The organism is Variovorax sp. PEI5 (assembly GCF_056679935.1).
In genome coordinates, this window is record NZ_CM155257.1 from 3112473 (window position 1) to 3134645 (window position 22173).

General features: G+C 70.5%; 21 protein-coding genes. 20 read left to right on the forward strand and 1 reads right to left on the reverse strand.

Annotated elements, in window-relative coordinates:
* The first annotated feature begins 59 nt into the window (after positions 1-59).
* The 6 genes from AC1MLT_RS14280 to AC1MLT_RS14305 all read left to right on the forward strand — a co-directional run bounded on the left by AC1MLT_RS14280 (position 60) and on the right by AC1MLT_RS14305 (position 7297).
* Positions 60-449 carry a DUF2147 domain-containing protein gene (locus AC1MLT_RS14280; RefSeq protein WP_481035030.1) on the forward strand — a complete coding sequence of 130 codons (390 nt, stop codon included), beginning with the start codon at positions 60-62 and terminating at the stop codon, positions 447-449.
* 53 nt (positions 450-502) lie between these two features.
* The gene (locus AC1MLT_RS14285) at positions 503-2914 is read left to right on the forward strand and encodes a 3-hydroxyacyl-CoA dehydrogenase/enoyl-CoA hydratase family protein (RefSeq protein ID WP_481032859.1); all 2412 of its coding nucleotides are present in this window, start codon (positions 503-505) and stop codon (positions 2912-2914) included.
* Positions 2915-2935: 21 nt separating this feature from the next.
* Positions 2936-4132: an acetyl-CoA C-acyltransferase gene (locus tag AC1MLT_RS14290; RefSeq protein WP_481032860.1), complete on the forward strand. Its 1197-nt coding sequence runs from the start codon at positions 2936-2938 to the stop codon at positions 4130-4132.
* Positions 4133-4233: 101 nt separating this feature from the next.
* Positions 4234-5073, forward strand: coding sequence for an acyl-CoA thioesterase (locus AC1MLT_RS14295; RefSeq protein WP_481032861.1), 840 nt, complete (start codon positions 4234-4236; stop codon positions 5071-5073).
* A 118-nt stretch (positions 5074-5191) separates the two neighbouring features.
* On the forward strand, positions 5192-5998 hold the full coding sequence (locus tag AC1MLT_RS14300; protein WP_481032862.1) for an enoyl-CoA hydratase: 807 nt from the start codon (positions 5192-5194) through the stop codon (positions 5996-5998).
* A gap of 162 nt (positions 5999-6160) precedes the next feature.
* Complete coding sequence (locus AC1MLT_RS14305; protein WP_481035032.1) at positions 6161-7297, forward strand: ABC transporter substrate-binding protein; 1137 nt, start codon at positions 6161-6163, stop codon at positions 7295-7297.
* 30 nt (positions 7298-7327) lie between these two features.
* On the opposite strand, the gene AC1MLT_RS14310 is transcribed toward AC1MLT_RS14305, so the two are convergent.
* Positions 7328-7756 (reverse strand): acyl-CoA thioesterase, encoded by a 429-nt coding sequence (locus AC1MLT_RS14310; protein WP_481032863.1) that lies wholly within the window; start codon positions 7754-7756, stop codon positions 7328-7330.
* Between the two features lie 74 nt (positions 7757-7830).
* Here AC1MLT_RS14310 and AC1MLT_RS14315 point away from each other — a divergent pair, with 74 nt between their 5' ends.
* The 14 genes from AC1MLT_RS14315 to htpX all read left to right on the forward strand — a co-directional run bounded on the left by AC1MLT_RS14315 (position 7831) and on the right by htpX (position 22170).
* A complete protein-coding gene (locus AC1MLT_RS14315) occupies positions 7831-9759 on the forward strand; it encodes an ABCB family ABC transporter ATP-binding protein/permease (RefSeq protein ID WP_481032864.1) in 1929 nt (642 codons plus the stop codon).
* Positions 9760-9794: 35 nt separating this feature from the next.
* Complete coding sequence (locus AC1MLT_RS14320; protein ID WP_481032865.1) at positions 9795-10736, forward strand: 2-hydroxyacid dehydrogenase; 942 nt, start codon at positions 9795-9797, stop codon at positions 10734-10736.
* Positions 10737-10756: 20 nt separating this feature from the next.
* Positions 10757-11773: a LysR substrate-binding domain-containing protein gene (locus AC1MLT_RS14325; protein ID WP_481032866.1), complete on the forward strand. Its 1017-nt coding sequence runs from the start codon at positions 10757-10759 to the stop codon at positions 11771-11773.
* Between the two features lie 267 nt (positions 11774-12040).
* Positions 12041-12940 (forward strand): amino acid ABC transporter substrate-binding protein, encoded by a 900-nt coding sequence (locus AC1MLT_RS14330; protein WP_481032867.1) that lies wholly within the window; start codon positions 12041-12043, stop codon positions 12938-12940.
* Between the two features lie 113 nt (positions 12941-13053).
* Positions 13054-13782 (forward strand): amino acid ABC transporter permease, encoded by a 729-nt coding sequence (locus AC1MLT_RS14335; protein ID WP_481032868.1) that lies wholly within the window; start codon positions 13054-13056, stop codon positions 13780-13782.
* Between the two features lies 1 nt (position 13783).
* A complete protein-coding gene (locus tag AC1MLT_RS14340) occupies positions 13784-14452 on the forward strand; it encodes an amino acid ABC transporter permease (protein WP_481032869.1) in 669 nt (222 codons plus the stop codon).
* A 163-nt stretch (positions 14453-14615) separates the two neighbouring features.
* A complete protein-coding gene (locus AC1MLT_RS14345) occupies positions 14616-15353 on the forward strand; it encodes an amino acid ABC transporter ATP-binding protein (RefSeq protein ID WP_429594376.1) in 738 nt (245 codons plus the stop codon).
* A 188-nt stretch (positions 15354-15541) separates the two neighbouring features.
* Positions 15542-16558, forward strand: coding sequence for a tripartite tricarboxylate transporter substrate binding protein (locus tag AC1MLT_RS14350; RefSeq protein WP_481032870.1), 1017 nt, complete (start codon positions 15542-15544; stop codon positions 16556-16558).
* Positions 16559-16599: 41 nt separating this feature from the next.
* Entirely contained in the window at positions 16600-17484 is an 885-nt protein-coding gene (locus tag AC1MLT_RS14355; RefSeq protein WP_481032871.1) for a polysaccharide deacetylase family protein, read from the forward strand.
* 41 nt (positions 17485-17525) lie between these two features.
* On the forward strand, positions 17526-18233 hold the full coding sequence (locus AC1MLT_RS14360) for a GntR family transcriptional regulator (protein WP_481032872.1): 708 nt from the start codon (positions 17526-17528) through the stop codon (positions 18231-18233).
* 57 nt (positions 18234-18290) lie between these two features.
* The gene (gene pyrC, locus AC1MLT_RS14365) at positions 18291-19358 is read left to right on the forward strand and encodes a dihydroorotase (RefSeq protein WP_481032873.1); all 1068 of its coding nucleotides are present in this window, start codon (positions 18291-18293) and stop codon (positions 19356-19358) included.
* Complete coding sequence (locus AC1MLT_RS14370; RefSeq protein WP_481032874.1) at positions 19355-20332, forward strand: NYN domain-containing protein; 978 nt, start codon at positions 19355-19357, stop codon at positions 20330-20332. The genes pyrC and AC1MLT_RS14370 overlap by 4 nt, the downstream gene beginning before the upstream one ends.
* On the forward strand, positions 20329-21213 hold the full coding sequence (locus AC1MLT_RS14375) for a DUF3025 domain-containing protein (protein WP_481032875.1): 885 nt from the start codon (positions 20329-20331) through the stop codon (positions 21211-21213). The genes AC1MLT_RS14370 and AC1MLT_RS14375 overlap by 4 nt, the downstream gene beginning before the upstream one ends.
* A gap of 81 nt (positions 21214-21294) precedes the next feature.
* On the forward strand, positions 21295-22170 hold the full coding sequence (gene htpX, locus AC1MLT_RS14380; RefSeq protein ID WP_481032876.1) for a protease HtpX: 876 nt from the start codon (positions 21295-21297) through the stop codon (positions 22168-22170).
* Positions 22171-22173 lie beyond the last annotated feature (3 nt).

The following is a 22173-nucleotide window of genomic DNA, read 5'->3' on the forward strand; positions in this document are numbered from 1 at the left end:
GCCCGCGCCACTCCTGGCGCGCCGCCGCGTTGGCGCTGGCTCTCGCGCTGCCGGGCGCGATGGCGTTCGCGCAGGCCACGCCGGTCGGGCTGTGGCACAGCGTGGACGACAAGACCGGCGAGGTGAAGGGCGAGATCCGCATCGTCGAGCGGGACGGCGCGCTCAGCGGCCGGCTGCAGCGCTCGCTGCGCAAGGACACCGCGCCGGACGCGACCTGCGAGGCCTGCACCGACGACCGCAAGGGCCGGCCGATCGCCGGCCTGGAGATCATCCGAGGCGGCCGCCAGGCCGACGGCCAGCCCTTCTGGGACGGCGGCCGCATCCTCGACCCCGAGAACGGCAAGGAATACAACGCCCGCTTCACCCCCGTCGACGGTGGTCGCCGCCTGGAGGTGCGCGGCTACATCGGCCCGTTCTGGCGCACGCAGACCTGGACGCGCCAGCCATGACGCCGGTCCCCGTGGCCGCCGCCGCTCCCACCTTCCCATCCCCGAGTTCCGCCATGTCCAGATTTCAAGTGAAGAAGGTCGCCGTGCTCGGCGCCGGCGTGATGGGCGCGCAGATCGCCGCCCACCTCGTCAACGTGCGCGTGCCGGTGGTGCTGTTCGATCTCGCCGCCAAGGAAGGCCCGAGGAACGGCATCGTCACGCGCGCCATCGAGGCCCTGAAGAAGCAGAAGCCGGCGCCATTGGGCGATGTCGCCGATGCCGCGCTGATCGAGGTCGCCAACTACGACGACGACCTGGCGCGGCTGGGCGAATGCGATCTCGTCATCGAGGCCATCGCCGAGCGCATGGACTGGAAGCTCGACCTCTACCGCCGGATCGCGCCCCACGTCGCGCCACACGCATTGCTGGCCTCCAACACCTCCGGCCTGTCGGTGACGACGCTGAGCGAGGCCCTGCCCGAAGGCCTGCGGCCGCGCTTCTGCGGCATCCACTTCTTCAATCCGCCGCGCTACATGTTCCTGGTCGAGCTGATCGACACGCCGGCCACCGGCGCCGGCGTGCTCGACCGGCTGGAGGAGTTCGTCACCACCACGCTCGGCAAGGGCGTGGTGCGCGCGCACGACACGCCCAACTTCATCGCCAACCGCGTCGGCATCGCCGGCCTGCTGGCGACATTGAAGGAGGCCGAGACCTACGGACTCACGCCCGACGTCGTCGACGACCTGACCGGCAAGAAGCTCGGCCGCGCCGGCTCGGGCACCTTCCGCACGGCCGACGTGGTGGGCCTGGACACCATGGCCCATGTCATCCGGACATTGCAGGACCAGCTCGACGAGACGAGCGATCCGTTCTACGGCAGCTTCGCCACGCCGCCGGTGCTCGCGACGCTGCTGGAGCGCGGCTTCCTGGGCCAGAAGACCCAGGCCGGTTTCTACAGGAAGGCCGGGCGCGACATCCTGCGCTTCGATGCCGCCGCCGACGGCGGCCGGGGCGACTACGTGCCCGCCGGCGCCAAGGCCGACGAGGTCTATGCCCGCATGCTCAAGAAGCCCGCTGGCGAGCGGCTGCGCCTGCTGCGCGAGTCCAAGGGTCCGCAGGGGCGCTTCCTGTGGGCCATCCTGCGCGACGGCTTCCACTACGCCGCCGTGCATCTGGCGACCATCGCCGAGAGCGCGCGCGATGTCGACTTCGCCCTGCGCTGGGGCTTCGGCATGAAGCAGGGGCCGTTCGAGCTCTGGCAGGAGGCCGGCTGGGCGCAGGTCGCGCGCTGGGTGCAGGAGGACATCGATGCCGGCGAGGCCCTGAGCCGCGCGCCGCTGCCGGCTTGGGTGTTCGAGGGTCCGGTGGCCGAGGCCGGTGGCGTGCACACGCCCGCGGGCTCCTGGAGCGCCGCCGAGCAGCGCTTCGTGCCACAGCGCCGCCTGCCGGTGCATGCGCGCCAGCTGTTCCCCGAGAGCGTGCTCGGCGCCGCCGCGCCCGGTGCCGCCGAGTCCGGCACCACGATCAGCGAGGACGGCGACGTGCGGCTGTGGACGCTCGATGGCGAGGTGCTCATCGCCAGCATCCAGTCGAAGATGCATGCCATCAGCCCCGATGTCGCCGAGGCGCTGGGCGCCGCCGTCGAGCGGGCCGAGGCCGGGTACCGGGGCCTGGTGATCTGGTCGCCGGACGAGCTGTTCTCGGTCGGCGCCGACCTGCAGGCGATGCTGCCGGCCTTCGTGGTGGCCGGCGTCGGCGCGGTCGAGGGCGCCGAGGAGGAACTGCAGAACGTGATGCTGAGGATCCGCTATGCCGCCGTGCCGGTGGTCGCGGCGGTGCGCGGCCTGGCGCTGGGCGGCGGCTGCGAGCTGGCGCTGCACGCGGCCCGGCGCGTGGCGGCGATGGAGAGCTACATGGGACTGGTCGAGGTCGGGGTCGGCCTGGTGCCGGGCGCCGGCGGACTCACCCACATCGCCCGCCGCGCGGCCGAGAACGCCGCCGCGTCGACCGGCACCGACCTGCTGCCCTTCCTCACCGAAGGCTTCACCGCCGCCGCGATGGCCAAGGTCGGCACCGGCGCGCTGGACTCGAAGCGGCTGGGCTACCTGATGGAGGGCGATGTCATCGTGGCCCACAAGGACGAGCTGCTCCATGTCGCGCTGCAGCAGGCCCGGGCGATGGCCGATGCCGGCTGGCGCGCGCCGCCACGGCGCCGCTTTCGCGTCGCCGGGCGCAGCGGCGCGGCCACCATCCGCGGCCAGCTGGTGAACCTGCGCGACGGCGGCTTCGCCAGCGCGCACGACTTCCACATCGCCAGTCTGATCGCCGAGGTGGTGACCGGCGGCGACGTCGACGCCGGTTCGCTGGTCACCGAGGAATACCTCATGGCGCTGGAGCGCAAGGCCTTCTGCTCGCTCATCGTCCACCCGAAGACGCAGGAACGGATCATGGGCATGCTCGGGACGGGCAAGCCGGTGCGGAATTGAATGAACATCAGGAGCCTCCCCATGAAACAACTCCAGGACGCCTATGTCGTCGCCGCCACGCGCACGCCGATCGGCAGGTCGCATCGCGGCTTCTTCCGCAACACCCGGCCGGACGACCTGCTGGCCACCACGCTGCGCGCCGCGCTGGCGGCGGTGCCGACGCTCGATCCGGCCGCCATCGAGGACATCGTCTGCGGCTGCGCCATCCCGGAGGCGCAGCAGGGCCTCAACGTGGCGCGCATCGCCGCCGTGCTGGCCGGGCTGCCGACCAGCGTCGGCGGCATCACGGTCAACCGCTTCTGCGCCTCCGGCCTGTCGGCGGTGCAGATGGCGGCCGACCGCATCCGGGTCGGCGAGGCCGACGTGATGATCGCCGCCGGCGTCGAGAGCATGAGCCTGGTGCCGATGATGGGCAACGCGCCATCGCTGTCGCCGGCGATCTTCGAGCGCGAGGGCGACGTCGGCATCGCCTATGGCATGGGACTCACGGCCGAGAAGGTGGCGCGGCGCTGGAAGGTCTCGCGCGAGGACCAGGACGCCTTCGCGCTCGCGTCCCACCAGAAGGCGCTGGCGGCCCAGCGGGCCGGCGAGTTCGCCGACGAGATCACGCCGATCGAGGTGACCGACCGCGCGCCGGACCTCGACAGCGGTGAGGCGGTCGCCACCACGCGCACCGTCGATCTCGACGAGGGCGCCCGGCCCGACACCAGCCTCGAAGGGCTGGCGCGTCTGCGCACCGTGTTCGCCGCGCGCGGCACGGTCACGGCCGGCAACAGCTCGCAGACCTCCGACGGCGCCGGCGCGCTGATCCTGGCCAGCGAGGCCGCCGTGCGGCGCTTCGGTCTGGTGCCGCTGGCGCGTTTCGCCGGCTTCGCCAGCCGGGGCGTGCCGCCGGAGGTCATGGGCATCGGCCCGGTCGAGGCGATCCCCGCCGCCCTGCGCCATGCCGGCCTGAAGCACGAGGACCTCGACTGGATCGAGCTCAACGAGGCGTTCGCGGCGCAGTCGCTGGCGGTCATCCGCACGCTGGGCCTGGATCCGGCGAAGGTCAATCCGATGGGCGGCGCGATCGCGCTCGGGCACCCGCTGGGCGCGACCGGGGCTATCCGTTCGGCGACAGTGGTTCATGCGCTGCGGCGCAAGAATCTGAAGTACGGCATGGTCACGATGTGCGTGGGCATGGGACAGGGCGCCGCCGGAGTCTTCGAGCGGGTCTGATGACCCGACCCGGGTCCTCGCGCACTGCGTGTCGCGACGCCTTCCCGCTTCCAGGGGGCCATGCCGGACGCTTCACAGATTGGAAGTCGAGGAGACGACGAATGACGCAGCAGCCACAGCATCCGTTCGACCGGGCCCTCGTGCTCGACCACAGCGACCTGCGCGCCGGGCTGTTCACGGGCACGACGAGCCCGGACTACTGGAACATGATCGGGCCGTTCGGCGGCACGACGGCGGCGGTGGCGTTGCAGGCGGTGCTGCGGCATCCGGACCTGCTGGGCACGCCGATCGCGCTGACCGTCAACTACGCCGCCGCGCTGGAGGCGGGCGCCTTCGACGTGCAGGCCACGCCGGCGCGCACCAACCGCTCGACCCAGCACTGGACGGTGCAGATCACCCAGGCCGGCGCGGAGGGCGCGCCGCACGTGACCACCACGGCCACGGTGGTGACGGCGGCGCGGCGCGAGACCTGGGGCACGACCGACCTGGCGATGCCCGAGGTGCCCGCACCGGAGGCCGTCGAGCGCGTCACGATCGGCCCCAGGGGCGTCGCCTGGATCGGGCAGTACGAGATGCGACCGGTGAGCGGCGGCATCCCGGCGCGCTGGGATGGCGGCGGCGAGCACAGCGAGACGCGCCTGTGGGTGCGCGACGCGACGCCGCGGCCGCTCGACTTCCCGGCGCTCGCCGCCATGAGCGACCTGTTCTATCCACGCGTCTGGCTGCGCCGCGCGACGCCGGTGCCGGCCGGCACGGTGTCGATCACCACCTACTTCCACGTCGGGATGGACGAACTGGCCGAGGTCGGCACCGGCCACCTGTTCGCGCGCGCCACCGGCCAGCAGTTCAGGAATGGCTTCTTCGACCAGACCGCGCAGCTCTGGAGCCGGGCCGGCGTGCTGCTGGCGACCAGCAGCCAGATCGTCTACTTCAAGGAGTAGGGCGGGGGTGACGGCCATGCGGGCAGCCCCGAGCCACGGTCCCGAACGCACCGATGCCACCGGAAGTGGCGGACGTGATCCAATCTTTCCTCCTTCCGTCCGAAAGCGATCCGATCCCATGAGCGACATCCTCGTCCACACCGAAGCCGGCGTGCTGACCCTGACCCTCAACCGGGTCGACAAGAAGAACTCCCTCACCGCCGCCATGTATGCCGCGCTCGCCGACGCGCTGGACGCCGCCGCCGGCGATGCGGCCGTGCGCGTGGTGCTGATCCAGGGCGATCCGGCGATCTTCAGCGCCGGCAACGACATCGGCGACTTCCTGCGCGCCTCGGCCGCCGGACCCGCGGGTGACGCGGAGGGCGCGGACGAAGCCGCCATCGCGCTGGACGAGCCGGTGTTCCGCTTCCTGCGCGGCCTGGCGGGCTTTCCCAAGCCCGTCGTGGCCGCCGTCTGCGGCCCGGCGGTCGGCATCGGCACCACGCTGTTGCTGCATTGCGACCTGGTCTATGCCGGCGACAACGCGGCCTTCTCGATGCCCTTCGTCAACCTCGGCCTCTGCCCCGAGGCCGGCTCGAGCCTGCTGGTGCCGCAGATGCTCGGCCACCATCGCGCCGCCGAGGCCTTGCTGCTGGGCGAGCCCTTCATGGCCGAGGCGGCGCTGGAGGTCGGACTGGTCAACCGCGTCGTGCCGCCGATGGAGGCCAACACGATCGCGCAGACGCAGGCCCGCCGGCTGGCCGCCAAGCCGCTGGCCGCCCTGGTCGAGACCAAGCGGCTGCTGAAGAAGTCGAACCAGGCGGTGGTGCTCGAACGCATCGAGGAGGAAGCGCGCAGCTTCCGCCGCCTGATGAGGGGACCGGCCGCGCGCGAGGCGTTCGCGGCCTTCATGGACAAGCGCAAGCCGGATTTCGCGGGGCTGTGAGGACGGCCGTCGGCGCGAGGCCGACGTCCGGCGAGATCCGTCCCGGCCGGGCTCGCGGTCGCCCGTAGACTCCGGCCCGTGCCTTTCCTTCCATCCTCCCTTCCTCCCTTCCGTCCGTCGACCCCCGCTGCCGCCGGGTCGAACCGCCGCCGTGCCCTGGGCCTGCTGGCCGGTGCGTTGGCCGCGCCCGCCGTGGTCCGCGCCGCTGCGCCGGCGGCCCCGCTGCGCATCGGCGTGATCGCCTCCTGGTCGGGCCCGTATGCCGACTATGGCCGGCAGTTCGATGCCGGCATGGCCGTGTGGCTGGGCGCCCATGGCAACCGCATCGCCGGCCGACCGGTGGAACTGCTGCGGCGCGACGTCCCCGGCAGCGCGCCCGACCTGGCGCGCCGCCATGCCCAGGAGCTGGTGGTGCGCGAGCGCGTCGAATTGCTCACCGGCCTCGACTTCAGTCCGAACGCCTTCGCCGTCGGTGCCATCGCCGCGCAGGCCCGGGTGCCGGCCATCGTCATGAACGCGGCATCGTCGGGGCTGACGGCGCGCTCGCCGTTCCTGGTGCGGGTTTCGTTCACGGTGGCGCAGGTGTCCGCGCCGATGGCGCAGTGGGCCCTGCGTGAGAGGATCGCCAGCGTCTGCACGGTGGTGGCCGACTATGCGTCGGGCGTCGACGCGGAGAGCGCGTTCACCGGCGCCTTCACGGCCGGCGGCGGGCAGATCGCGGCCAGCCTGCGCGTGCCGCTCGCGACGCTGGATTTCTCGGCCTACCTGCAGCGCGTGCGCGACCTCAAGCCCCAGGCGGTGTTCTTCTTCTTCCCCTCCGGCCAGCTGCCCACCGCCTTCCTGCGCGCCTGGAAGGAGCGCGGCATGGCCGACTCGGGCATCCGCCTGCTCGCCACCGGCGAGGCCACCGACGACAACTACCTCGACGGCATCGGCGAGCTGGCCGCCGGGCTGGTGACCAGCCACCACTACTCCTACGCCCACGAGTCGGAGGCCAACCGGCGGTTCGTGCAGAGCTTCGAGACGCTCTATGGCTCGCGCCTGCGGCCGGGCTACTTCGCCGTCGCCGCGCACGACGCGCTGGCCGCCGCCGATGCCGCCTATGCGCGCGCGGGCGCCACGGCGCGCGGCGAGGCGCTGGTCGACGGCTTCAAGGGCCTGAGGCTGGAGAGCCCGCGCGGCCCGATCGCCATCGACGCCGGGACGCGCGACATCGTGCAGACGGTCTACATCCGCCGCACCGCCAAGCGCGCGAGCGACGGGCGCTGGGTGAACGTCGAGCTCGCGCCCCGCTCCTGAGGACCGGCGCCGTCCCGGGAGGGGCGGGCGCTAGTCGCGCGGGATCGGCCGCGGCCGGCCGTGGTCGTCGATGGCGACATAGGTGAAGGTGGCCTCGGTGACCTTGATGTAGGCGCCCTGGGCGATGGCGCGTTCGGCGAACACCTCGACGCTCACCGTGATCGAGGTGCGGCCGATGCGCAGCAGCTTGGAATAGAACGACAGGATGTCGCCCAGGCGCACCGGCTGCTTGAAGACGAACTCGTTGACCGCGACCGTCGCCATGCGGCCGCGCGCGTGGCGCACCGGGATGACCGAGGCGGCCATGTCGCAATGCGCCATCACCCAGCCGCCGAAGATGTCGCCATTGACGTTGCAGTCCTTGGGCATGGGAATCACCTTGAGCACCAGCTCCATGTCGAGCGGCAGGCTCTGGACGGTGGCGTCGCGGCCGGCGGCGGAACCGGATGGCGGGGTCATCGGGGAGGAGGCGGGCGGTGGCGGGGAGGACATGGGCACAATCCGGAGCAAACAACACCCACGATTGTCCCCCCATGCGCCGCAGCGGCGAGGCGCCTTCGGCCGCCTCCTCAACCTCCCACCCCTCGTCCCACCACCACCACGCCGGCGGCCTGGAACCGGCGCGCGCCGATCGCTCCGACGTGGCGACATTGCGCCGGCTGCTGCCCTACCTGTGGCCCTACAAGTGGCGGGTGGCGGCGGCGCTGGCCTTCATGATCGGCGCCAAGGTCGCCAACGTGAGCGTGCCGGTGCTGCTCAAGCACCTGGTCGACGCCATGACGCCCAGGCCGGACATGGCGCAGGCACTGCTGGTGGTGCCGCTCGGACTGCTGGTGGCCTATGGCCTGCTGCGCTTCTCGACCTCGCTGTTCGGCGAGCTGCGCGAACTGGTGTTCGCCAAGGCGACCGAGGGCGCGTCGCGGCGCATCTCGCTGGAGGTGTTCCAGCACCTGCATGCGCTGAGCCTGCGCTTCCACCTGGAGCGCCAGACCGGCGGCATGACGCGCGACATCGAGCGCGGCACGCGCGGGGTGCATTCGCTGATCTCGATGTCGCTCTACAGCATCGTGCCGACCCTCATCGAGCTGGCGCTGGTGCTGACCATCCTGGGCGTGAAGTTCGACATCCTGTTCGTCGTCATCACCGGCGTCGCGCTGGTGCTCTACATCGGCTTCACGGTCACCGTGACCGAGTGGCGCACGCAGTTCAGGAAGACCATGAACGAGCTCGACTCGGTGGCGCAGAGCCGCGCCGTCGACTCGCTGCTGAACTACGAGACGGTCAAGTACTTCAACAACGAGGCCTTCGAGGCCGGCCGCTACGACGCCAGCCTCGACCGCTACCGCAAGGCGGCCATCAAGAGCCAGCGCACGCTGTCGATGCTCAACACCGGCCAGCAGCTGCTCATCGCCGTCAGCCTGGTGCTGATGCTGTGGCGGGCGACCTCGGGCGTGGTGGAGGGGCGCATGACGCTGGGCGACCTGGTGATGGTCAACGCCTTCATGATCCAGCTCTACATCCCGCTGAATTTCCTCGGCGTCATCTATCGCGAGATCAAGCAGAGCCTGACCGACCTCGACAAGATGTTCGTGCTGCTGGAGAAGGAGCGCGAGGTGCGCGACGCCCCGGGCGCGCAGCCCCTGGTCCTGCGCTCCCTGGCGACGGGCGCCGCCGGCGCCGCGACCACGGCCGGGAACGGGGACGCGGGCGGAGCCGTCGACGCCACCGTCCGCTTCGAGGATGTCAGCTTCGCCTACGACCCCGCCCGTCCGATCCTGAAGCACGTCAGCTTCGAGATCCCGGCGGGCAAGACGGTGGCCGTGGTCGGCCCCTCGGGCTCGGGCAAGTCGACCCTGGCGCGCCTGCTCTACCGCTTCTACGACGTGCAGCAGGGCCGCATCACCATCGGCGGCCAGGATGTCCGCGCGGTCACGCAGGCCAGCGTGCGCGCGGCCATCGGCATCGTGCCGCAGGACACGGTGCTGTTCAACGACACGGTCGAATACAACATCGCCTATGGCCGGCCCGGCGCCTCGCACGACGAGGTGGTGGCGGCGGCGCAGGCCGCGCGCATCCACGACTTCATCGCCGCCACGCCGGGTGGCTACCAGACGACGGTGGGCGAGCGCGGGCTCAAGCTGTCGGGCGGCGAGAAGCAGCGCGTGGCCATCGCGCGCACCCTGCTGAAGAACCCGCCGATCGTGATCTTCGACGAGGCCACCTCGGCGCTCGACTCGGCCAACGAGCGCGCCATCCAGGCCGAGCTCAGGAGCGCGGCGCAGGACAAGACCACGCTGGTCATCGCGCACCGGTTGTCCACCGTGGTGGAGGCGCACGAGATCCTGGTGCTGGAGGGCGGCGTGATCGTCGAGCGCGGCACGCACGCCCAGTTGCTGGCCGGGCCGTCGCGCTATGCCCAGATGTGGAACCTGCAGAAGGTCGAGGCCGGGCAGGTTCTGTGAACGCAGATTCATCGATCGAGAGGAGCTTGGAACGCATGACGACGAAGATCCCGATGCTGGGACTCATCAGCCTGAACGACGACCACCGCGCGTGGATCGAGGACCGCTACGACTTCACCTACGCGCCCGATGCGGCCGGGCGCGGCGCGGCCGTCGCCGCGCGGGGCGCGGACTGCCGCGCCGTGCTGACCAATGGCGCCACCGGCCTCACCGCCGCGGAGATCGCGGCGCTGCCGGCGCTCGAGCTGGTCTGCACGCTCGGCGCGGGCTACGAGAACGTCGCGCTCGACGCCACCCGCGCGCGCGGCATCGTCGTGGCGACCGGCGCGGGCACCAACGAGGACTGCGTCGCCGACCACGCGCTGGGTCTCCTGATCGCCGCCGTGCGCGGCATCGGCCGGCTCGACGCGCAATGCCGCGCCGGCGTCTGGCGCGACCACATCCCGCTGCCGCCGCAGCTCTCCGGCCGCCGGCTGGGCATCCTCGGCCTGGGCGCCATCGGCCACAAGATCGCCCGCCGCGCCGCCGCCTTCGACCTGGAGATCGGCTATCACAACCGCCGGCCGGTGGCCGATGTCGCGCATCGCCACTTCGACAGCCTGGTGGCGCTCGCGCAGTGGGCCGACTTCCTGGTCGTCGCCACGCCCGGCGGCGCCGGCACCCGGCATCTGGTGGACGCCACCGTCATCGAGGCGCTGGGCGAGCGCGGCGTGGTGGTGAACATCGCGCGCGGCAGCGTGATCGACACCACGGCGCTGGCCGCGGCGCTGGCGGCCGGCCGCCTGGCCGGCGCCGGCCTCGACGTCTACGAGAGCGAACCGCGTCCGCCCGAGGCGCTGCTCGGATTCGACAACGTGATCCTCACGCCGCACGTCGCGGGCTGGTCGCCCGAGGCGATGGCGGCCTCGGTGCGGCGCGTGCTGGCCAATGCCGACGGGCACTTCGACGGCCGTGGCGCGGTCTCAGTGGTCGGTTAAGGTGCCGATAATCCGCCGCCATGGAAACCAAGTGGCTCGAGGATTTCGTCAGCCTGGCTGAAACGCGCAGTTTCAGCCGCTCCGCGCAATTGCGCCATGTCACGCAGCCGGCGTTCTCGCGCCGCATCCAGGCGCTCGAGGGCTGGGCCGGCACCGACCTGGTCGACCGCAGCTCGTACCCGACGCGCCTGACGCCCGCCGGCCAGACGCTCTACAGCCAGGCCATCGAGATGCTGCAGGGCCTGCAGAGCACGCGCGCCATGCTGCGCGGGCACTCGGCGACCTCGCACGACGTCATCGAGTTCGCGGTGCCCCACACGCTGGCGCTGAACTTCTTCCCGGCCTGGGTCAGCACCCTGCGCGAGCACTTCGGGCCGATCCGCAGCCGCCTGCTGGCGCTCAACGTGCACGACGCCATGCTGCGCCTGATCGAGGGTGGCTGCGACCTGCTGATCGCCTACCAGCATCCGTCGCAGCCATTGCAGCTCGACGCCGGACGCTACGAGACGGTGCGCCTGGGCAGCGAGGTCGTCGCGCCCTGGGTCAAGCCCGACGCGAGCGGCCTGCCGCGCTATCGCCTGCCGGGTCGCCCGGGCCAGCCGCTGCCCTACCTGGGCTATGCCCCCGGCGCCTACCTGGGGGGCGTGGTCGACCAGCTCATCAAGGATTCCGACATCCCGATCCATCTCGACCGCGTCTACGAGACCGACATGTCCGAGGGCCTGAAGGCGATGGCCCTCGAGGGCCACGGGATCGCCTTCCTGCCGCAGAACGCGGTGCGCAAGGAGGTCCGCCAGCGCACCCTGGTGAGCGCGCTGCCGCCGGAGATCGGCAGCCTGGAGGCGACGATGGAGATCCGCGCCTACCGCGCGCGGCCGATCGCCGCGAGCCCGAAAACCGCGCGTGGCGCCGCGCGCGGCAACGACATGCGGATTGCGCATGGGAGCGGCGCCGTCATGCCGATCTCGCATGGTCACCGCGCGGTGGACGCGCTGTGGGGGCATCTGCTGGCCACGCAGCCGCCGGCCACGCCCTGAGTCGCTCGGAAAGCCGCTTTCGCGGCCTCGACGGCGTGGAATCGACGTTCCGGGCACAAAGACTGCTTAGCACGGAAAGGTCATGGAGGAAGATCCGAATGCACCCTTCGGGCGCATGAGGAGGCGACATCGGCGATCCTGGGGTGCCGTTCACGCACCAAGGAGGCGCATGAAGGGCCATTCCGAGGGCTCTCACGGGTATTCCCGCAGATTCCGATGTCTAGAATTCCATTGCATGTCCGTCTCATCCACTCAGGAGTTTTCCGTATGAAGAAGCAATTACTGGCATTGGCCATCGCGGCGCTCGCCACCGGCGGCGCCCTGGCCCAGGCCAACGACACGCTCGCCAAGATCAAGGCATCGGGCGTGATCACCGAAGGTGTGCGCGAATCCTCCGGCCTGTCCTACACGCTGGGCAATGGCCAATACACCGGCTTCCACTACGACGTCTGCGCCAACATCATCAAGGACCTGGAGAAGGTCGTCGGCAAGAAGCTCGAGACTAAGTACCAGCCGGTGACCTCGCAGAACCGCGTGCCGCTGGTGCAGAACGGCACCGTCGACCTCGAGTGCGGCTCGACCACCAACAACGCCACCCGCGGCAAGGACGTGGCCTTCGCCGTCACGACCTACGTCGAGGAGGTGCGCATCGCCGTCAAGGCCAACTCCGGCATCGCCGGCATCAAGGACCTCAACGGCAAGACCGTCGCCACCACCACCGGCACGACCTCGGTGCAGACGCTGCGCAAGAACGAGCGCGCCGGCGGCATCGACTTCAAGGAGCTGTATGGCAAGGACCACTCCGACAGCTTCCTGCTGCTCGAATCCGGTCGCGCCGATGCCTTCGTGATGGACGGCTCGATCCTGGCCTCGAACATCGCCAAGTCCAAGGCCCCGTCCGAGTACAAGATCGTCGGCGAGGTGCTCAGCGTCGAACCCATCGCGATCATGATGCGCAAGGACGACGCCGCCTTCAAGAAGGCCGTGGACGACAGCATCAAGGCCCAGATCAAGAATGGCGAACTCGCCAAGCTCTGGGACAAGTGGTTCCTGAAGCCGGTCCCGCCGGCCAACGTGACGATCAACCTGCCGTTGTCGGATGCGACCAAGAACGCCTGGGCCAATCCCAACGACAAGCCGATGGAAGACTACGCCGCCAAGAAGTGATGCGCGCGCCGAAGCCTTGACGCCACGCCCGCCGCCCCCCGGCGGGCGTTTGCTTTGAGCCGGCGCCGCCCGGACAACGAACGACAACAACGACGACGCGAAGGAGTATCCCGATGGGATCGAACTGGGATTGGCAGGTCTTCTTGCAGGACCCGGGCGGGAAGTACCCGACCTATTGGGAGTGGATGCTCTCGGCCTGGGGCTGGACGGTGTCGGTCGCGCTGCTGGCGCTGATCGTCGCCCTGGTGCTGGGTTCGCTGGTGGGCATCATCCGCACGCTGCCCGACAGCCCGTGGCTGGTGCGCCTGGGCAATGCCTGGGTGGAGCTGTTCCGCAACATCCCGCTGCTGGTCCAGATCTTCCTCTGGTATCACGTCATCCCGGCGGTGGTCCCGTTCATGAAGGGCGTGCCGAGCATGGTGCTGGTGGTCCTGGCACTGGGCTTCTTCACCTCCGCGCGGATCGCCGAGCAGGTGCGCTCGGGCATCCAGGCGCTGCCCAAGGGCCAGCGCTACGCGGGCATGGCGGTGGGTTTCACCACGCCGCAGTACTACCGCTATGTCATCCTGCCGATGGCCTACCGCATCATCATTCCGCCGCTCACCAGCGAGACGATGAACATCTTCAAGAACTCGTCGGTCGCCTTCGCCGTGTCGGTGCCCGAGCTCACGATGTTCTTCATCCAGTCGAGCGAGGAGACCTCGCGGCCGATCGAGATGTTCCTGGGCGTCACGGCGCTCTACGTGATCTCGGCCTTCGCGATCAACCGGCTCATGGCCTTCATCGAGAAGCGCTCGCGCGTGCCGGGCTTCATCGTCTCGGCCTCGGGCGGGGGCCACTGACATGATGAATCTCGATTTCTCGTTCTACAGCTGGGACGTCGTCAGCAAGTTCGTGCTGAACGGCCTGTACTTCAGCGTCATCCTCACCGTCGTCGCCACGCTCGGCGGCATCCTCTTCGGCACGCTGCTCGCGCTGATGCGCCTGTCGGGCAAGAAGTGGCTCGACGTGCCGGCCGCCATCTATGTCAACGGCATGCGCAGCATCCCGCTGGTGATGGTGATCCTGGGCTTCTTCCTGCTGGTGCCGTTCGCCATCGGCCGGCCGATCGGCGCCGAGGGCTCGGCGGTGATCACCTTCATCGCCTTCGAGGCCGCCTACTTCAGCGAGATCATGCGCGCGGGCATCCAGTCGATCCCGCGCGGCCAGGTCAACGCGGGCCTGGCGGTGGGCATGACCTACGGCCAGAACATGAAGCTGGTCGTGCTGCCGCAGGCGTTCCGCAACATGCTGCCGGTGCTGCTGACGCAGACCATCATCCTGTTCCAGGACACCTCGCTGGTCTACGCCATCGGCGCCTACGACCTGCTCAAGGGCATCGAGACGGCCGGCAAGAACTACGGCCGCCCGATCGAGGCCTATCTGCTCGCGGCGGTCGTCTATTTCGTCATGTGCTACGTGCTGTCGTACTTCGTGAAGCGGCTCCACAAGCGCATCGCCATCATCCGGTGAACAGGCATACCCCCAGTCTTCGCGCACTTCGTGTCGTTGCGCCGACCCCCTTGCAGGGGGCAGCACCGGAGGCCCGGCGGAGCCGGTTCCTCGGTGCTTGGCGCAGGGCAGTGCAGGGGGGGTGCGGGCCACAAGTCTCAGGTAAAGACAGGAGTTTTGAAAAATGATCGAAATCAAGAACGTTTCCAAGTGGTACGGCCCGGTGCAGGTGCTCAACGACTGCTCGGTGAGCATCGGCAAGGGTGACGTGGTGGTGGTGTGCGGGCCCTCGGGCTCGGGCAAGTCCACGCTCATCAAGACGGTGAACGCGCTCGAGCCCTTCCAGAAGGGCGAGATCACGGTCAACGGCATCGCCCTGCACGACCCCAAGACCAACCTGCCCAAGCTGCGCTCCAAGGTCGGCATGGTGTTCCAGCACTTCGAGCTGTTCCCGCACCTGTCGGTGACGGAGAACCTGACGATCGCGCAGATCAAGGTGCTCGGCCGCAAGCCCGACGAGGCCAAGACGCGCGGCCTGAAGATGCTCGACCGCGTGGGCCTGATGGCGCACAAGGACAAGTTCCCCGGCCAGCTCTCCGGCGGCCAGCAGCAGCGCGTGGCGATCGCCCGCGCGCTGTCGATGGACCCGATCGTGATGCTGTTCGACGAGCCGACCTCGGCGCTCGACCCGGAGATGGTCGGCGAGGTGCTCGACGTCATGGTGAGCCTGGCCAAGGAAGGCATGACCATGATGTGCGTGACCCACGAGATGGGTTTCGCGCGCAAGGTCGCCAGCCGCGTGATCTTCATCGACGTCGGCGGGCGCATCCTGGAGGACTGCTCGAAGGACGAGTTCTTCAGCCATCCCGAGAACCGTCAGCCGCGCACCAAGGAATTCCTCAACAAGATCCTGCAGCACTAGGCTGCGCATCCCTGGACCGCCGGGTGCGGGTGGTCCTGTTCCCTTCGTTCTCCCACGCTGGCACGCATCATGCTGAAAGCCATGGATTGTGCACAATCGTCAAGCGAATGTGCACATCGATGGCGCATGACCGACTTCCAGGTTCCTGCGTCGTTCTTCCATCCTGGCTCGTCCTCCCGGAGAACCGCATGTCCGCATCCATCCCCCGTGTCCTGTCGTCCGGCCGTCGCGCCGCGCTCCTCTCGGTCCTGTCGCTGGCGCTCGCCGGCGGCGCCGGCGCGGCGCTCGCGCAGGATGCCGCCACCTATCCCGACAAGCCGGTCCGCATCGTCGTGCCCTTCCCGCCGGGCGGCGCGGCCGACATCTACGCGCGGATGGTGGCGCAGAAGCTGTCGGATGCCTGGGGCCAGCGGCAGCCGGTGGTGATCGACAACAAGCCCGGCGCCGGCGGCGTGATCGGCACCGACGCGGCGGCCAAGGCGCCGGCCGATGGCAGCACGCTGCTCATGGTCACCATCGGCCACGCGGTCAATCCCTCCATGTATGCCAGGCTGCCCTACGACACCCGGGCCGACCTGGTGCCGGTCGGCGTGGTGGCGCAGGTGCCCAGCGTCGTGGTGGCGAGCCCGTCGCTCAGGGGCAGGACGCTGGCCGAGGTGCTCGACATGGCGCGCGCGCGGCCCGAAGCGCTCCAGTACGCCTCCTCCGGCGTCGGCACCACCAGCCACGTCGGCGCGGCGCTGCTCGAATCGATGACGGGCACGCACATGATCCACGTGCCCTACAAGGGCGCGGCCCCGGCCCTGCAGGACGTGATGGGCGACCGCGTCGCGCTGTCGGTGGACATCATCACCTCGTCGCTGCCCCTGGTGCAGGGCGGCAAGCTGGTGCCGCTGGCGGTCACCAGCGCCAGGCGCTCGCCCAAGCTGCCGGACGTGCCGACCGTGGCCGAGGCCGGCGTGCCGGGCTACGAGTTCGTGTCCTGGTACATGCTGCTGGCGCCCGCGAAGACGCCCCGGCCGGTGCTGGAGAAGCTCAACACCGAATTGCGCCGCATGGTCGCGCTGCCCGATTTCAAGGGCCGCGTCGAGGACACCGGCGGCGAGGTGGCGAGCATGACGCTCAAGCAGTCGAGCGACTATCTCGATGCCGAATTCGCGCGCTGGACGAAGGTGGTCAAGGAACGCGGCATCAGGGCCGATTGAGCCGATCCGGGCGATCGAGCGATTCACAGAGGAGACCCGACATGCGAGATTTCATCGGCTACGGCTGCGATCTGCCCGATGTGCGCTGGCCCGGGGGCGCCGGGCTGGCCGTGTCCTTCGTGCTCAATTTCGAGGAGGGCGCCGAGTTCTCGGTGGCCGATGGCGATCCGCGCAACGAGGGCGTGTACGAGGTGATCGACCCGCGCACCGGCTGGGATCCGTGCATCGACAGTCACTTCGAGTACGGCACCCGCACCGCCTGGTGGCGCATCGCCGATGCCTTCGGCCGCCATCGGGCGCCATTCACCCTCAGCAGCTGCGGCCGCGCCGTCGAGCGCAATCCCTGGCTGGCGCGCGACGCCATCGAGCGCGGGCACGAGGTCTCGGCGCACGGCCATCGCTGGCAGAGCCACGCCGGCATGGGCCGCGACGAGGAGGCCGCCGTGATCGACGCCGCGGTGCGCGCCATCACCGAGGCCACCGGCGAGCGCCCGGTCGGCTGGCACACGCGCTCGGCCTGCACGCCCAACACCCGCTCCCTGCTGGTGGAGCGCGGCTTCCTCTACGACAGCGATGCCTACAACGACGACACGCCCTACGTGGTGCCGGTCGACGGCCGGTCCCACCTGGTGCTGCCCTATGCCTTCGACACCAACGACATGCAGTTCCAGCACACCCAGCGCTTCGACACGGCGGCGAGCTTCGCCGAGTACGTCTGCGATGCCGCTGACTGGCTCGCCGACGAGGCCCGCACGGGGCCGCGCATGCTGTCGGTCGGCCTGCACCTGCGCATGATCGGCCGCCCCGGGCGCATGAAGGCGCTGGAGCGGATCCTGCGCCACCTGCGCGAGCGGCCCGACGTCTTCTGGATCGCCACGCGGGCGCGGATCGCGCGCCACTGGCTGGACGCCCGCGCGACCGGCTGAGGCCCCGGCGGCCGGCGGCGGCCGTGCACTACATTGGGCGCATGAATCCGCAGGAAGCATCCATCCATCGCGTGCTGTCCCAGGTCCTGCTGGCGGGACGGCTCGCCCCCGGCACCCAGCTGGTCGAGACGCGCCTGGCGGCGGTGTTCGGCGTCACGCGCGAACGGGTGCGCAAGGTGCTGCACCGGCTCGGTCATGAACGCCTGCTCGAGATCGTGCCCAATCGCGGCTGCTTCGTCTCCAGTCCCACCCTGGCCCAGGCGCGCGAGATCTACGACGCGCGGCGCATCGTCGAGGGCGGCATCGTCGGCTGGCTGGCCGGTCGCCTGTCGGCCCGCCAGCTCGACGCCCTGAAGGCGCACGCGGCGCTCGAGCAGGCGGCGCTGCATGCCGGCGACCGCGCCGCCTCGATCCGGCTGTCGGGCGAATTCCACCAGCTGCTCGCCGGCTTCACCGACAGTCCCTTCGTGGTGCGGCAACTCCAGGAACTGGTCGGCCGCACCGCCATGCTGGTCGTCTTCTTCGAGCCGTCGGCGGCTTCCGAATGCGCCTGCGAGGAACATCGCGACATCCTGGAGGCGCTGGCGCAGGGCGACGCGGCGCGCGCCGTCAAGGCGATGCACGGGCACCTCTCGCTCATCGAGACGCGACTGCGCCCGCGCACCGGAGGCGACACCGCGCGCGAGGCCGACGTCGAAGCCGAGATCGCCCAAGCCTGGGAGCAGGCGCGCGCCATCGAGGCCACCTGAGCGGGAAGAACCCCGGGGCCGCCTGGCGCGGCGCGGGCGCGATGGGAGAATCGCCGCATGACCCGCCCCGCCGAGCCCACCCCCACCGCCGCCGTCCCCTCCACCCTCACCATCACCCGCCCCGACGACTGGCACCTGCACGTGCGCGATGGCGCCGCGCTGCAGGCCGTCGTGCCGCACTCCGCGCGCCAGGTCGGCCGGGCGCTGATCATGCCGAACCTGCGCCCTCCGGTGACGACCGCGCAGCAGGCGCTGGACTATCGGCGGCGCATCCTCGACGCCGTGCCCGAGGGCCTGGCCTTCGATCCCGTGATGTCGCTCTACCTCACCGATCGCCTGCCGCCCGAGGAGATCGCCCGCGCCGCCGAGGCCGGCGTGCGCGCGCTCAAGCTCTATCCCGCCGGCGCCACCACCAACAGCGATGCCGGCGTGACCGACCTGCGCCACACCTACCCCACGCTGGAGGCCATGCAGAAGCACGGCCTGCTGTTCCTGGTGCATGGCGAGGTGACCGATCCGGCGGTCGACCTGTTCGATCGCGAGGCGGTCTTCATCGACCGCGTGCTGATCCCGCTGCGGCGCGATTTCCCCGAACTGAAGATCGTCTTCGAGCACCTGACGACCCGGGAGGGCGCGCAGTACGTGCGCGAGGCCGACCGCTTCACCGCCGCCACCGTCACCGCGCACCACCTGCTCTACAACCGCAACGCGATCTTCACCGGCGGCATCCGCCCGCACTACTACTGCCTGCCGGTGCTCAAGCGCGAGACCCACCGCCTGGCGCTGGTCGAGGCCGTCACCAGCGGCAGCGACCGCTTCTTCTTCGGCACCGACAGCGCGCCGCATGCCGCGCACCTGAAGGAGCACGCGCTGGGCTGCGCCGGCTGCTACACCGCGCTGACCGCCATCGAGCTCTATGCCGAGGCCTTCGACGATGCCGGCGCGCTCGACCGGCTGGAGGGTTTCGCCAGCTTCCACGGCGCCGACTTCTACGGCCTGCCGCGCAACACCGACCGCATCACGCTGCGGCGCGAGACCTGGACCGTGCCCGAGACGGTGCCTTACGGCGATGCCACGCTCAAGCCGCTGCGCGGTGGCGAGACCCTGAAATGGAAGCTCGCTTGAACGACCCCACCCCGACCCGGAGCGATGCCATGAACGAACGCATCATGCTGCTCATCGACGCCGACAACGTCTCGGCCGATGTCATCGAGCAGGCCGTGCGCCAGGTGCTGGCCGAGCATGGCGCGCTGCACGTGCGGCGCGCCTACTGCACGGCCGAGGCGGCGCTCAAGCACCAGGCGCTGTTCAAGCGGCTGGGCGTGCGGCCGATGGTCAATCTGGCCGTCGGCAAGAACAGCACCGACATCGCGCTGGCGGTCGATGCCATGGACCTGGTGGTCGCCGAGCGGCCACGGGTGGTCTACCTGGTGTCGTCGGATTCCGATTTCGCGCCGCTGGTGATCCGGCTGCGCGAGAAGGGTTGCCGCGTCTGCGGCATCGGCCAGCAGGGCAAGACCGGCGACGAGACCGTCGCCGCCTACGACGCCTTCACCGACCTGCGCCATCGCGGCGAGGCCGGCGCGCCACCGGCGCGGCCCACCGCCGCCACCGCGCCGGCGGCCCCGCCGCGCCGCGCCGCTCCGGCCGCCCCGACCCGCCGCGCGCCTGCGGCCGCGACGGCGCCCGCGCCGACCCCGGCTCCGGCTCCGGCCGCCCGCAGGTCCACCGCGTCGACGTCCCGCGCGCCGGCCGCCGTGGTCGACGAGCCGGCGGCGCCGGCGCGCAAGACGACGGCCCGCAAGACCCGGGCCGCCAAGGCACCGCCGCCGCCGCCGCCGCCACCGCCGGCCTCGCCGGCCGTCGATGCCGCCGCCGCCGCCGCGGCCGAGGCCGCCGGCTTCATCCTCGAGGCCGCGCCGGCCCTGCGCGGCGGTGGCGAGGTGGCGCTCAACGACATCGCCCAGGCCCTGCGCACGGCCGGCCTGCTGGGCAGGAACGCCAGTTCGGTGAAGCTGTTCGAGAAGCTGCCGACCGAGTTCCTCGTCTTCCACCATCCCGACCGCATCCGCTGGATCGGCGGCGCGAAGGCGCGTTGAACCCATCGGCGATCGACTGGAGCGCGCCCTGGCTGGCGCCCTACCGGGCATCGGGCCGGCGGGTGCTGGGCGCCGGTCTTCCGGCCGCGGGCATGGACGAGGGCGCGGCGGCCGGCCGGCATGGCGGGGAAGGGTGGGTCGCCAGGGCGCTCGATGCCTGCGTGCCGCCTCCGCCGGCGGGACCGGGGGGACCGGGGGGACCGGTCGCCACGTCGCCCGCGATCCGCTTCGTTCCCCAGTCCCGCCTGCCGGCCGGCGAGCCCTACGAGCGCTTCATCTTCGAGACCGGCAGCGTGCCGACGCGCGACAACCTGCACGACTTCTTCAACGGCCTGGTCTGGCTGCGCCATCCGCGCACCAAGCGGCATCTCAACGCGCTGCAGGCGGCGGAGATCGCGCGCCACGGCATCGGCGCCACGCGCGGACCATTGCGCGACGCGCTCACCCTGTTCGACGAGAACGGCGCCGTGCTGGACGCGCCGCCCGAGCTGTGGCGCGCGCTGCTGGCGCGCGACTGGCAGGGTCTGTTCGTCACCCACCGCGACCTGTGGCGCGAGGCGCGCCTGCGGATCTTCGGCCACGCGCTGCTCGAGAAGCTGGTGGCGCCGCGCAAGCCGATGACCGCCCATGTCCTGGTGGCCGGCGCGCCGGATTCCGGCCGGGCCGACGACGACGAGGCCCTGGCGGCCCTGCTCGATCCGGAGCAGCTGCGCGCCAAGCCCTTCGTCCCGCTGCCGGTGCTCGGAGTGCCCCTGTGGTGGGAGGGGAATGAGCGGCCCGGCTTCTATGATGACGCCGACGTCTTCCGGCCCGCGCGTGCTCCCAGATCGACAACCACACGAGCCGCCCTTCCGGCCGACCGGCGTCGCCCTGCGGCTTGAAGCGCGCGGCCCGGCCCCCATCTGGGGACCGGGGCCGGGCCGCCCCATCCGGAACCGCCTTTCCTCCACGGAGAAACCACCTTGAAACGCATCCTTCTGTTCGTCCTGACCAATGTCATGGTCGTCGCCGTGCTGGGCGTGGTCGCCAGCCTGCTCGGCGTCAACCGCTTCCTCACGGCCAACGGGCTCAACCTGACGTCGCTGCTGGGTTTCGCGCTGGTGATGGGTTTCGGCGGCGCGATCATCTCGCTGCTGATCAGCAAGCCGATGGCCAAGTGGACCGCCGGCCTGCGCATGATCGACAACCCGCAGAACGCCGACGAAGCCTGGATCGTGGCGACGGTGCGCAAGTTCGCCGACAAGGCCGGCATCGGCATGCCCGAGGTCGCGATCTTCGAGGGCGAGCCCAATGCCTTCGCCACCGGCGCCTTCAAGAACTCGTCGCTGGTGGCGGTCTCCACCGGATTGCTCCAGGGCATGACGCGCGAGGAGGTCGAGGCCGTCATCGGCCACGAGGTGGCCCACATCGCCAATGGCGACATGGTCACGATGACGCTCATCCAGGGCGTGATGAACACCTTCGTGGTGTTCCTCTCGCGCGTGATCGGCTATGCGGTCGACAGCTTCCTGCGTCGTGGCGACGACCGCAGTTCCGGCCCGGGCATCGGCTACTACGTCAGCACGATCGTGCTGGACATCGTGCTGGGCTTCGCCGCCGCGATGGTCGTGGCCTGGTTCTCGCGCCATCGCGAATTCCGCGCCGATGCCGGCGCCGCGCAACTGATGGGCCGCAAGCAGCCGATGATGAACGCGCTGGCGCGCCTGGGCGGACTGCCCGCCGGTGAACTGCCCAAGGCGGTCGAGGCGATGGGCATCACCGGCTCGATCGGCAAGCTCTTCGCGACCCACCCGCCTATCGAGGAGCGCATCGCCGCGCTGCAGAACGCGGCGAACTGAGCA